11 protein-coding genes are annotated in these 12,851 nt (G+C 63.9%); 7 read left to right on the forward strand and 4 right to left on the reverse strand.

Annotation, left to right across the window (positions count from 1 at the left end; all coding sequences use genetic code 11):
- Positions 1-4: 4 nt before the first annotated feature.
- The 7 genes from ASD31_RS16360 (at position 5) to ASD31_RS16390 (ending at position 8,925) form a co-directional block, all read left to right on the forward strand.
- Positions 5-994 carry an ABC transporter permease gene (locus tag ASD31_RS16360; protein WP_056335980.1) on the forward strand — a complete coding sequence of 330 codons (990 nt, stop codon included), beginning with the start codon at positions 5-7 and terminating at the stop codon, positions 992-994.
- A gap of 1 nt (position 995) precedes the next feature.
- Positions 996-2,006, forward strand: a complete 1,011-nt coding sequence (locus ASD31_RS16365) for a sugar-binding transcriptional regulator (protein ID WP_056335982.1) — start codon at positions 996-998, stop codon at positions 2,004-2,006.
- Complete coding sequence (locus ASD31_RS16370; RefSeq protein ID WP_056335984.1) at positions 2,003-2,998, forward strand: aldo/keto reductase; 996 nt, start codon at positions 2,003-2,005, stop codon at positions 2,996-2,998. Before ASD31_RS16365 ends, ASD31_RS16370 begins: the two co-directional genes overlap by 4 nt.
- Before the next feature lie 12 nt (positions 2,999-3,010).
- A complete protein-coding gene (locus ASD31_RS16375; protein ID WP_056335987.1) occupies positions 3,011-4,759 on the forward strand; it encodes a glycerol-3-phosphate dehydrogenase/oxidase in 1,749 nt (582 codons plus the stop codon).
- Positions 4,732-5,574 carry a class I fructose-bisphosphate aldolase gene (locus ASD31_RS16380; protein WP_056335990.1) on the forward strand — a complete coding sequence of 281 codons (843 nt, stop codon included), beginning with the start codon at positions 4,732-4,734 and terminating at the stop codon, positions 5,572-5,574. The genes ASD31_RS16375 and ASD31_RS16380 overlap by 28 nt, the downstream gene beginning before the upstream one ends.
- Positions 5,575-5,770: 196 nt before the next feature.
- Positions 5,771-7,300 carry an FGGY-family carbohydrate kinase gene (locus ASD31_RS16385; protein WP_056335993.1) on the forward strand — a complete coding sequence of 510 codons (1,530 nt, stop codon included), beginning with the start codon at positions 5,771-5,773 and terminating at the stop codon, positions 7,298-7,300.
- A gap of 2 nt (positions 7,301-7,302) precedes the next feature.
- Positions 7,303-8,925 (forward strand): GMC family oxidoreductase, encoded by a 1,623-nt coding sequence (locus tag ASD31_RS16390; protein ID WP_156392712.1) that lies wholly within the window; start codon positions 7,303-7,305, stop codon positions 8,923-8,925.
- Between the two features lie 134 nt (positions 8,926-9,059).
- Here the strand turns inward: ASD31_RS16390 and ASD31_RS16395 are convergent, their stop codons facing one another.
- The 4 genes from ASD31_RS16395 to ASD31_RS16410 are packed head-to-tail and all read right to left on the reverse strand — an operon-like array spanning position 9,060 to position 12,842.
- On the reverse strand, positions 9,060-10,112 hold the full coding sequence (locus ASD31_RS16395) for an ABC transporter ATP-binding protein (RefSeq protein WP_056335999.1): 1,053 nt from the start codon (positions 10,110-10,112) through the stop codon (positions 9,060-9,062).
- On the reverse strand, positions 10,112-11,158 hold the full coding sequence (locus ASD31_RS16400) for an NAD(P)-dependent alcohol dehydrogenase (protein ID WP_056337165.1): 1,047 nt from the start codon (positions 11,156-11,158) through the stop codon (positions 10,112-10,114). The genes ASD31_RS16395 and ASD31_RS16400 overlap by 1 nt, the downstream gene beginning before the upstream one ends.
- Positions 11,159-11,163: 5 nt before the next feature.
- Positions 11,164-11,982 carry a carbohydrate ABC transporter permease gene (locus ASD31_RS16405; RefSeq protein WP_056336002.1) on the reverse strand — a complete coding sequence of 273 codons (819 nt, stop codon included), beginning with the start codon at positions 11,980-11,982 and terminating at the stop codon, positions 11,164-11,166.
- Positions 11,979-12,842 (reverse strand): carbohydrate ABC transporter permease, encoded by an 864-nt coding sequence (locus tag ASD31_RS16410; RefSeq protein ID WP_056336005.1) that lies wholly within the window; start codon positions 12,840-12,842, stop codon positions 11,979-11,981. Before ASD31_RS16410 ends, ASD31_RS16405 begins: the two co-directional genes overlap by 4 nt.
- Positions 12,843-12,851 lie beyond the last annotated feature (9 nt).

Below are 12,851 nucleotides of genomic sequence, written 5' to 3' on the forward strand. Positions count from 1 at the left end.
CGGAATGGCAATCGATACGATGGCGGCAGGGACGCCCGGAACATCCTCCTTCAAGCGCATCGGCACGATGCGCGAAGCGGGTCTGATCGCGATCATCCTTGCCCTCTGCATCGCCATGACTTTCGCCTCGCCGCACTTCCTGACGCTCGGAAATTTCCGTGCCATGCTGATGAGCTTTTCGGTAGAGGGCATCGTCGTGGTCGGCATGACGATCCTGCTGATCGTCGGCGGTATCGATCTGGCCGTCGGTTCGGTCGTCTGCTTTGCGATGGTGCTGTCCGGTTCACTGTTTCTTGCCGGGCTCGATCCCTGGACGGCTTCGCTGATCGGCATCCTGGCCAGCGGTGTCATCGGCGCGATCATGGGCTTCTTCGTGACGGTGGTGGGTTTGAACCATTTCATCACCTCGCTTGCGGCCATGGTGATCGTGCGCGGCCTCTGCCTTGTCATCACCAAGGGCACGCCGCTGTCGCTCTTCACGCTGCCGGCCGGCTTCAAGGCTGTCGGGCAGGGCACGTTCCACGGCGTGCCCTATGTCATCCTGATCTTCGTCGCCGTCGTCGTGCTGTTCGATTTCCTGCTGCGCCGGGCAACCGCCTTTCGCAAGGTCTTCTATACCGGCAGCAACGAGAAGGCGGCGCTCTATTCCGGCATTCGGACCAACCAGGTCAAATTCTGGGTGACGGTGCTCTGCTCGACGCTCGCCGGTGTCGCTGGCGTGATCTACATGTCCCGTTTCGGCGCCGCCACCCCCACCTTCGGCGTCGGCATGGAGCTCAACATCATCGCCGCGGCGGTGATCGGCGGCGCCTCGCTCAATGGTGGCTCCGGCACGATCCTCGGTGCCATCCTCGGTATCGCGCTGCTCTCGGTCGTCACCTCGTCGCTGATCCTGCTCGATGTCTCGGTCTATTGGCAGGACATGATCAAGGGGTGCATTTTGCTCGCCGCTGTTTCCATCGACCATTTCCTGCACAAGCGGAAGGCCGCCTGACATGCCGATCGCTAAGCTGAAACCCAAGACGACCAGCGCGCCGCGCGAGGAAATCGTCATCGCCCGCCAGATGCACCAGGCGCTCGTCCTGCATTTCCTGGAGGGCCTGACGCAGGCGCAGATCGCCGACCGGCTCGGTCTCTCGCATGCCACCGTCAATCGGCTGATCAAGCGCGGCCGCCAGCTCGGCCTCGTCGAGATCAAGATCAAGTCGCCGGTCGAGCCGCTGGTGGACATGGAGGAGCGGCTGCTGGCACTCGGCGGCATCACACGTGCTGTCGTGGTGCCGACGGTTTCCGACAATCCGCAGACGGCACTCCAGGCAGTCGGCGAGGCCGCGGCCCGGCTGCTGATCGAGGAGATCGCTGATGGCGACACGATCTGCATCACCGGCGGCAAGGGCGTCAGCGCCGTGGTTGCCGGGCTCGAGACGCAGCGCCGTTTCGATGTCGAGGTGATCCCGGCGACCGGCTGCGTTCAGGGCAAGCACTATACCGACGTCAACCACGTCTCGACTCTGATGGCGGACAGGCTTGGCGGGCGATCCTACCAGATCCACGCGCCGCTTTTTGCCGACAATGCCGAGCAGCGGGGCATGCTGATCAACATGCGTTCCGTCGCCGACGTCTTCAAGCGGGCGCGGGAGGCAAAGATCGCCATCGTCGGCATCGGCTCGATCCTGACGGACGATTCGAGCTATTACGACCTGCACCCGTCCTCCAGCACCGACCGGGCGGCCATCCAGCGCTCGGGCGCCAGCTGCGAACTGCTCGCCCATCTGCTCGATGACCACGGCCGGGTCTGCGACTACAGCCTCAACCGTTCGCTGGTCTCGCTCACTTTGCCGGAATTCGCCTCGATCCCGACGAAGATCGGCGTCGCCAGCGGCCTGAACAAGGCGGGCCCGATCCTGAGCGTGCTGCGCGGCAACCATCTCGACACGCTTGTCACCGACGAGGCGACCGGCGCGCGTATTCTTGAAATTGCATCCGAGGAAGGGTTTTCGGCATGAGCGGCGAACAGTTGATCTGCGAGATCGGACGCTCCGGCGTCAAGGCGTCGGCCGTCGGGCTCGGCACCTGGGCGATCGGCGGCTGGATGTGGGGCGGGACAGACGAGGCAGAATCCGTTGCCGCGATCCAGGCCTCGCTCGATGCGGGCGTGACGCTGATCGACACGGCGCCGGCCTATGGCCTTGGCCGCTCGGAGGAGATCGTCGGCAAGGCGCTTGCCGGCCGTCGCGACAAGGCGGTGATTGCGACGAAATGCGGGCTCGTCTGGCACACTCAAAAGGGCAGTCATTTCTTCGACCAGGACGGCAAGCCGGTCCATCGCTATCTTGGCCGCGACTCGATCATCCATGAGGTCGAGGAAAGCCTGCGCCGGCTCGGCACCGATTATATCGACCTCTATATCACCCATTGGCAGGACGCGACGACGCCCATCGAGGAGACTGTCGCGGCGTTGGAGGAACTGAAACGGGCCGGCAAGATCCGCGCCATCGGCGCCAGCAATGTCAGCGGTTCCGAGCTTCGGCAGTATATAGAGACCGGCGCGCTCGATGCGATCCAGGAACGGTTCAGCATGATCGATCGCGGGATCGAGGCGGAGTTGCTGCCTCTTACTCTTGCAAACGGCGTCTCGACGCTCAGCTATTCCTCGCTGGCGCTCGGCCTGCTTTCGGGCACCATCGGGCCGGACCGGGTCTTCTCGGGCGATGACCAGCGCAAAGACAATCCGCGCTTCTCCGTCGCCAACCGGCAGAAGGCCCGCGATTTTTCGGACGCGATCCGGCCCGTTGCCGAGCGGCATGGTGCCAGCATCGCTCAGGTGGTGATCGCCTGGACGCTGGCGCAACCGGGCGTGACCTTTGCGCTGTGCGGTGCCCGCAATCCGGAACAGGCGCTCGACAATGCCCGGGCCGGCACGCTTCGGCTCCCTGCGGAAGATCTCGGCGCCATCAATGCTGCGCTTGCGGCGAAGCTGACCGATATGGACGGATAACGGACTGCCATCATGAACCGTGAAGAAATATTGGACGGGCTTCGCGAAAGCCCGAAAGTGGACGTGTGCGTCCTCGGCGGCGGCATCAACGGGCTCAGCGTCTTTCGCGAGCTTGCGCTGCAGGGCGTCAGCGTGCTCCTCGTCGAAAAGGGCGATTATTGCTCCGGCGCAAGTGCCGCCCTGTCGCGCATGGTGCATGGCGGGCTGCGCTACCTGGAAAACGGCGAGTTCAGCCTGGTGCAGGAATCGCTCGTCGAGCGCGACCGACTGCTGCGCAACGCGCCGCACTATGTCGCACCCCTGCCGACCACGGTTCCGATCTTCGATATATTCTCGGGGCTCGGCAACGGCATCGTCCGTTTCCTCGGCCTCACCCGCCGCCCCAGCCGCCGTGGCGCCTTGGCCATCAAGGCGGGGCTCGGCATCTATGATTTCCTGACGCGCAAGCGGGCGCTGATGCCGAAACATCAGTTCCGCGGACGCAGGTCGACGCTTGCCAAATGGCCCGCCCTCAATCCGGCGATCCGCAGCTCCGCCACCTATTTCGATGCCTGGGTCAGCCATCCGGAGCGTATCGGTATCGAACTTCTGCGCGATGGGCTCTCGGCCGGCCGCAATGCCGGCGCCCTGAACTATGCGACGATCGAACAGGCGCCGACCGCAGGTTTTCTGCTGCGCGACGGTATTTCGGGCGAGACGACGGCAATCCAGCCGTCGCTGATCATCAACGCCACCGGCGGCTGGATCGACATCGCCAATGGCACGCTCTTTCCCGAGGAGGCCCGTCCCGCCCCCCTGATGGGCGGCACCAAGGGCTCGCATCTCATCATCGACAATGCCGGCCTGCGCGACATGCTCGATGGGCACATGATCTATTACGAGAACGAGGACGGGCGCATCTGCATCCTCTTTCCCTATCTCGGCAAGGTGCTGGTCGGCTCGACGGATATCAGGGTGGACGATCCCGGCACGGTGCGCTGCGAGGCGGACGAGAGGGATTATATCCTGCAATCGCTCGCCTTCGTGCTGCCGGGCATCGCCATCCGCCCGGACGAAATCGTCTTCCAGTTTTCAGGCGTGCGGCCGCTGCCGGCCAGCAAGGATAGCTTTACCGGCCGCATCCCGCGCGATCATTTCTGCACCATGCTCGAAGGCGAAGGCGGCGGGCCGCCGGTGCTGTGCATGATCGGCGGCAAATGGACGACCTTCCGGTCCTTCGGCGAACTTGCCGCCGACATGGCCCTTGCGCGGCTTGGCCTTCCGCGTCACATGGACACCGCCGAGCGGAGCTTCGGGGGAGGACGTGCCTTTCCCGAAAGTCCGGAGATCTGGATCAGCCAGCTTGTCGTGGCGACGGGCATCACTGTCGAGCGTGCCGCCACGCTCTTTGCCCGCTATGGCACCGATGCACAGGATATCGCCGGCTTCATCGCCCTGGAGCCCGATCAGGCCTTGCCGCATGCCGGGTACAGCATGCGTGAAATCCTCCACCTTATCCGCCACGAGGCGGTCGAGCGTCTGGACGATCTCCTGCTGCGACGCACGGCGCTTGCCATTGCCGGCGAACTTTCGCTTGCCATGACCGATGCCGTTCTCGGCATCCTCGCCACTGAGAAAGGCTGGTCGCCTACACGCATGGCCAAGGAGCGCGCATTTTTTCTCACCCTCCTGAACGACCGTCACGGCGTCACGGAGGCAATTCTTTCCGCAAGGAACCAACACAGGAGTGAACCATGCGAGACAACCGCAAAGTCCGGATGAACCGGCTGTTCGGCAACGGCCGTTGCCTGGACGTGGCGATCGATCACGGCGTGTGCAACGAGCCGTCCTTCCTCGACGGGCTGGAAAACATGCCTGCCGTCGTCAAGGCGCTGGTCGATGCGAAGCCCGATGCGATCCAGATGAACTACGGCCAGGCAGACCTGCTGCAGGACCTGCCCGGCAAGGACAAGCCGGCGCTCGTCATGCGCATCGACATGGGAAACCCCTATAACCGCATCCGCCATCGCGACATGTGGGCCGTGCTGCAGAACGACGCCGAGCCGCTGATCGGCGCGCTGCAGATGGATGCGGCCTGCGTCGTCGTCAACCTCTTCATGCTGCCGGACGAGCCGGACCTCTTCCGCCAATGCGTGCAGAACATCTCGCGCGTGCGTGCGGACTGCGAAAAATACGGCATGCCGCTGATGATCGAGCCGCTGGTGATGCAGCCGGTGACCGAGCGCGGCGGCTATATGGTAGACGGCGATGCCGACAAGATAGTCACCCTGACGCGGCTTGCCCGCGAGATGGGTGCCGATATCGTCAAGGCCGATCCGACGACGAATCCGGAGGATTTCCACCGCGTGGTGGAGGCGGCGCGCTGCCCGGTGCTGGTGCGCGGCGGTGGAAAGGAAGACCTGTCGGCCGTCTTCGCCAAGTCCGCCGCCTTGATGCGGCAGGGCGCAATGGGCATGGTCTACGGGCGCAACATCTACCAGCACGCCAATCCAAGCGCCGTCGTGCGCGGGCTCATGGCGATCATTCACGAGGATGCGAGCGGCGAGGAGGCCATCGCGGTCTATCAGCGGGGATAAGGGAAGGGCGCGTTCCCTCTTCTCCCCGGCGGGGAGAAGTGCCGAGCATATGCGAGGCGATGAGGGGGTGGTGCGGCAAACTTTGAGTGGGCGGCTAGGCCCCCTCATCCGGCCCTTCGGGCCACCTTCTCCCCGCTGGAGAGAAGAGGGATCGGCGCCGCGCAAAAAGTCTGACGGAGCCTTGGGAGGGTTCGAAATGGAAAAATATCTTTTGGGGCTCGATGCCGGCAACACCGTCATCAAGGCGGTGATATTCGATCTCGCGGGCAGGGAAGTCGCCTATGCCGGGGAGGAGGGCCATAGCCGCATGCCATCTCCCGGTCATGTGGAGCGCGATCTCGGTGAGCTTTGGGCCAATGCCCGGCGCGTCATCCGCACCTGCCTCGACAAGGCGGGTATCGCGGCAACGGATATTGCCGCGATCGGCTGCGCCGGCCACGGCAACGGGCTCTATGCACTCGACCGACAGGGCGAGCCGCTCATCGGCATCCAGTCGCTCGATACCAGGGCGACCGGGCTTGTCGAGGAATGGCGCGCGCAAGGCGTCGGCGATAGGACGGCGCCGATCGCCCGGCAGCGCCCTTGGCCCTCCCAGACGCCGACGCTGCTCGCCTGGTTGAAGCGCCACCGCCCGGAGCTCTTCCAGCGCATCGGCATGGTTTTCTTTTCCAAGGATTTTATCGTCAACCGGCTCACAGGAAAGCGCGTCAGCGAAGTGTCTGATATGTCGGGCGCCGGCCTGCTCGATCTCGCCGCCCGCCGCTACGACCAGACGCTGATGGCGGCCTATGGGCTTGCCGACTGCATGGACCTTTTGCCGCCGCTGATCGAAAGCGCCGATATTGCCGGGCATGTGACTGCGGAGGTGGCGGCCGAAACCGGGCTTGCCGAGGGCACGCCGGTCATCGGCGGGCTGTTCGACGTCGTCGCTTCGGCGCTCGGCTCGGGCGTGTCGCGCACCGGCAGCGCCTCGATCATCGCCGGCACCTGGAGCATCAACCAGGTGATCATGGATGGACCGGTGCTCGATGGTCCGGTCTTCATGTCCTCGACCTTTGACCGCAGCCGCTATATGGGGATGGAAAACAGCGCGACATCCGCCGCCAATCTGGAATGGCTGGTGCGCGAGTTCTTCGACGGCGACTATCCGGACGGCGTGTCGCCCTTCGACGCAGCTTGCGCGCTCGCGGCAGCGATCGAACCCCTAGCCGACGATCCGCTCTACCATCCTTTTCTCTACGGCGCCCAGCAGGACGGCCATGCGCGGGCGGGCTTTTATGGCATTGCCGGCTGGCATGGAAAGGGGCACCTCATCCGCGCGCTGCTCGAAGGCGTGGCCTTCGGCCATCGCCAGCATATCGAAACCATCCGCAAGGCAGGTGCCAGTTTCGACGAGGCGGTGCTTTCGGGCGGCGGATCGCGCAGCCGCCTCTGGCCGCAAATCTTCGCCGATGTGCTTGATATGCCTGTCTCCGTCGCCATGTCACGGGAAACCGGGGCTCTCGGTGCGGCGATTGCGGCAGGAACGGGTGTCGGCCTCTTTGCCGATTTTACAGAGGGTGCCGACGCCATGGTACGGACCGACCGGTATTATCAGCCGAACCCTACGCTCGCCGCGCATTACGGCCGCCGCTACGGGCTCTATGCGGATATAGCCACGGCCATGGCCCCCCTCTGGCAGCGCCTTTCGGCAACCGAACGGCCGGAAACGGAGGCCACGGCGTGACCATGTCGATACACGAAACGCCGGTGGACGAAGGCCGCTACGACTACATCATCGTCGGCGCCGGCTCTGCCGGCTGCGTGCTGGCAAACCGGCTCTCGGCCGACCCTGGAAACCGGGTCCTGCTTCTCGAGGCCGGCGGCACGGATCGCTATCATTGGGTCCATGTGCCGATCGGCTATCTCTATTGCATGGGCAATCCGCGCACCGATTGGATGATGAAGACGGCAGCCGAGGCGGGACTCAACGGCCGCGCCTTGAATTATCCGCGCGGAAAGCTGCTCGGCGGCTGCTCCTCCATCAACGGCATGATCTATATGCGCGGCCAGGCGGCCGATTATGATGGCTGGCGCCAGGCGGGCAATGCCGGCTGGGGCTGGGACGATGTCCTGCCCTATTTCCTGAAATCGGAAGACAATTACCGCGGCAAGTCGCAGATGCACGGGGCCGGCGGCGAATGGCGGGTCGAGCGCCAGCGGCTCTCCTGGCCGATCCTCGATGCCTTCCGCGATGCGGCGGAAGAGCTGGGCATTCGAAAGACCGATGATTTCAACGACGGCGACAATGAGGGGTCCGGCTATTTCGAGGTCAACCAACGCGGCGGCCTGCGCTGGAACACGACGAAGGCCTTTCTTCGTCCGGCCATGAAACGTAGGAACCTGCGCGTTCTCACCGGCGCCGAAACGGAAAGGCTGGTGTTCGATGGCAAGACGGTATCCGGCGTGCGCTTCCGTCTCAACGGGCGGACCTGTGTCGCGCATGCGGCGCGCAAGGTCGTGCTGTCAGCCGGTGCCGTCAACTCGCCGAAGCTGCTGGAGCTTTCGGGCGTCGGGCGTCTGGATGTGCTCTCGAATTTCGGTATTCCGGTCCATCATGCACTCCAGGGTATCGGCGAAAACCTGCAGGACCATCTGCAGATCCGCACGGTCTTCAAGATCGAGGGCGCGCGCACGCTGAACCAGCTTTACCACAATCTCTTCAGCCGCGCCGGCATGGGCCTGCAATATGCGATCAGCCGCTCGGGGCCGCTCTCCATGGCGCCAAGCCAGCTCGGCATTTTTGCCAAAAGCGATCCGGCGGTCGCCACGGCCGATCTCGAATATCACGTCCAGCCGCTCAGCACCGACCGGCTCGGCGAGCCATTGCATCGCTATCCGGCCGTGACCGTCTCCGTCTGCAACCTGCGGCCGGAAAGCCGCGGCACGGTCCATATCGGTTCGGATAATGCCAGCTTGCCGCCGGAAATCCGGCCGAACTATCTTTCAACGGTCGGCGACCGGCTGCTTGCCGCGAAATCCATTCGCCATGCCCGCAGCCTCATGGAGACCAGGGCGATTGCCCGTTTCCGGCCGCAGGAAATGCTGCCGGGCCGGGAATATGAAAGCGAAGAGGACCTGATCCGCCGGGCGGGCGATATCGCCACGACGATCTTTCACCCGGTCGGCACCTGCAAGATGGGCGACGATCCCATGGCGGTGGTGGATACAAGGCTGCGCGTCCACGGCATCGCCAATCTGCATGTCGTCGACGCCTCGATCATGCCGACCATCGTGTCCGGCAATACCAATTCCCCGGTGATCATGATCGCGGAAAAGGCGGCGGCGGATATTCTCAAAGCCGATCAGTAGGCGGGTAGGAATGCTTGAAGGCAAGGCTGTTCTTGCGCCGCGACAACCCTCTGTGGAATAGGACCGATCGGCGTTCCGGCGTAGTCGGCGGCGCGGTTTGCTCTCGCAGGTGACGGAGCAGAATTCCTCCTGCGCTACCCGCTGATCCGCTTCCCGGTGGCTGGATCGAAAAGATGCAGGTCTTGCGCATCCACGACCAGGCCAACGGTCTCGCCTTTCTTGAAGCGGCCCGACGCCGGAGCCGCCACGTTGACGTCATTTCCGTTGACGCGGACGGTCACCAATCTTGTTTCCCCGTGGAACTCGTTCCGCTCGACCACGCCCTGCAGGCTAGCGGCTCCGTCATCGAGCTTGAACGCGCCCGGCCGAATGCCGACCGTTACCGGACCCGGCCTGACGCTGAAGGGCGACTTCAGCCGAACAGCTCCGTCGGTGAGTTCGTCATCCGCGGCGTTCAGTTCCAGAAAGTTCATGTTGGGCGTACCGATGAAGCCCGCCGCGAAAAGGGTTTGCGGCGTCTGGTAGATTTCTTCCGGTGTGCCCATCTGCTCGATGCGGCCGTCTTTCATCAGCACGATCCGGTCCGCCAGCGTCATCGCTTCCAACTGGTCGTGCGTGACATAGACGCTGGTCGTCTTCAGGTCGTTGTGCAGGCGGGCGATCTCGACGCGCAGGCTGCCGCGCAGCTTGGCATCGAGGTTGGAGAGAGGCTCGTCGAACAGGAAGACCTCCGGCGTCTTGATCGTGGCGCGGGCGATGGCGACACGCTGCTGCTGTCCGCCCGATAGCTCCGTGGGCTTGCGCGACAGATAGACTTGAAGTCCCAGCGCCTCGACCACCGGCGCCAGCCGTGTATCGATCTCTCCCTTGGCCACCCCTGCCCGTTCCAGCCCGAAGACGATGTTCTCGCGCACCGTCATATGCGGATAGAGGGCGTAGTTCTGGAACACCATGGCGATGCCCCGGTCACCCGGATCGCGGTCGTTCATGCGCTCGCCGCCGATCAGGAGGTCGCCGCCGGTGATGTCTTCCAGCCCGGCGATCATGCGCAGCATCGTCGACTTTCCGCAGCCGGACGGACCGAGGAAAACCACGAATTCCTGATCGGCGATCTTCAGGTCGAAGTCGCGCATCACCTCCACAGCACCATAGGCCTTGCGAATGGAACGGCATTCGACGGTCGCCATCAGCCTGCCTCCCCATCCATCAGGATCTGCAGCTTCACGTCCTCGGGGCGTCCCTCCGCCGCGCGCTCGAAAGCGGCGATCGACCGGTCGAACCCAAAGGTATCGGAAACCAGCGGCTTGAGATCGACCTTGCCGGCGGCGATCAGCGCCAGCGCGCGGTCGAAGACATTGGCGTAGCGGAACACGGTTTCGATCCGGCATTCGCGCGCGCATGCGGCGGCGATATCGACCGGCACCGGCTCGGGCGGCAGGCCGACCAGCACCACCGTTCCGCCGGGACGCACGATCTTGAAAAGGTCCCGCACCGCCGCCGGCGCGCCGGAGCATTCAAAGACGATGTCCGCCCCCCAGCCCCCGGTCGCCTCGGCCGTGGCGCTGATGATGTCCGTCTCGCGCAGATTGACGCCGGTGATGCCGGGATAGGTCTCCGCAAGCTTCAGCTTGGTTTCGGAAAGATCGGAGATCAGCACCCGCGAGCATCCGCCGGCCAAAGCCGCCAATGCCACCATGATGCCGATCGTGCCGCAACCGGTGACGACAGCGGTATCGCCGGGCGTGATACGCGCCCGCGCCGCCGCCTGCATGCCCACGGCGAAAGGCTCGACCATTGCGCCTTCCGCAAATGTGACATTGTCGGGCAGCTTGTAGGTGAAAGCGGCCGGATGCACCGTTTCCGGGGACAGGATGCCGTGGACCGGCGGCGTCGCCCAGAAAGTGACGGCGGGATCGACATTGTAGATCCCGAGCCGCGATGCCCGCGACAGCGGATCGGGGATGCCGGGCTCCATGCAGACCCGGTCGCCGGCCTTCAGATGGGTGACGTTGGCGCCTGCCTCGATCACTGTTCCGGACGCCTCGTGGCCGAGCACCATCGGCTCGTTGACGACGAAATCGCCGATGCGGCCATGGAGGTAGTAATGCACATCGCTGCCGCATACACCGACGGTGTGCAGCCTGATGCGCACGTCGTCGGGTCCCATATTCCGGGGCAGGTCGATCTCGCGCAGGGAAAGCTCGCGGACGCGCTCGAGAACAAGTGCTTTCATCATCTTCAACCTTGATCAGTTTTCTTGGAAAATGCCGCATTGAGACCGCCGGCGAGAAAGCCGAGCAGGATCAGCGGCGGTAGCGACAGCAGCACGACGGCGGCGTTGAGGATGCCCCATGGCACGTTCATGCCCAGTTGGGACATTTCGGAGGCGACAATCGGAAGCGTCTTGGCCGTGGCGGTGGTCAGCATCATCGCCAGCAGGAATTCGTTCCACACGAGGACGAAGGAGAAGGCGATGGCGCCGAAAATCTGGAACCGTGCAATCGGCAGCGCGATCCGGAAGAAGGTGGCGTAGGGCCCGAGGCCGTCGACGCGCGCCGCTTCCTCGACATGCAGGCTGACCCGCTCGAAGGCAGGAACGGACAACCAGATGGTGATCGACGCCGTGACGATCAGATAGGTGACGATGAGCGATGCGCGGCTATCGTAGAGATTGAGCCCGAGCCAGATCACCAGCATCGGGATGGCTATGGCGACCGGCGGCAGGAAGCGCAGCGACAGAACGAAGAACTGCGCCTCCGCCGTCAGCCGATTCTTGAACCGGGCGATGACATAGGCGGCCGGCACGCCGAGGACGGCGCCGAGTGCGACCGCGCTCGAGCAGATGATGACCGAGTTGGTGAGCGCGCGCGCCACCGAACGGCGGTTGAGCACATAGCTCATATTGTCCCATACCGGCTGGAAGATCAGCTTCGGCGTGCTCACCAGCAGATCGGCATTGGTCTTGAAAGCGTTGAGCAGCGTCCACAGGAGCGGCAGGACCACCAGGGCTGCCGCCAGAAACAGGATCGCCTTGAGAAACAGCGTCGAGACCTTCATCGGTTCAGCCTTTTCCAGGTGACGGTAAAGGCGACGACCGTCAACACCATCATGATGACCGCCATCGAGGATGCGTAGGAGATCTTGCCGGACTCGATGAAGCCCTGCGAATAGGCATACATGTCGAGGGTTTCCGTCGAGATCCCCGGGCCGCCGCGGGTCATCACATAGACGAGGTCGAACGACCGCAGGCTCTCGATCGCCTTGACTAGCAAAAGGCTGATCAGCGGCGCCTTCAGCATCGGGAGCGTGACGTAGCGGTGGATTTCCCACCGTTTCGCCCGATCGATCCGCGCCGCTTCGAGCGGCTGGGGCGGAAGCGATTCCAGCAATTTCAGCACGATCACCGCGAAGAACAGGCCCCATTGCCAGACATCGACGAACGCCACGGCGAGCAGCGCGCCGAGCGGCGTGGAGAGGATGTCAGGCGTGCTTCCCGTGAGTTCGCGCATCGGCCAGGTCAGGGCGCCATAGAGCGGATGGAAGGCGAACTTCCACACGAAGGCGGCGCAGACGCGCGGCAAAAGCACTGGAATGATGAACAGCAGGCACAGGATGTTGCGGGCCCTAGGGCTTGCAGCCTCGAACATGGCTATGCCGAGACCGATTCCGACCAGCATCGTGGCGGAAACGCTGATGATTTCCCATTTGAGCGAAACCCAGAGCGCGTTGAGGAAACGCGCATCGGAGAACAACGCCGCGTAATTGGCGAACCACACATAATCGGCCACCGGCTGGGCCAGCGTCCGGTTCTGCAACGAAATGTTGACGGCATAGAGCGTCGGCACCAGGGCCAGGACGATCAGGACGGCGAGGGTCGGGCCCAGGAAGACGTAAGGTAGCGAGCGTCCGCGGCGCATCAGGACAAA

Origin of the sequence: Rhizobium sp. Root482 (assembly GCF_001426565.1) — a bacterium.
Taxonomy (GTDB): Bacteria; Pseudomonadota; Alphaproteobacteria; order Rhizobiales; family Rhizobiaceae; genus Pararhizobium.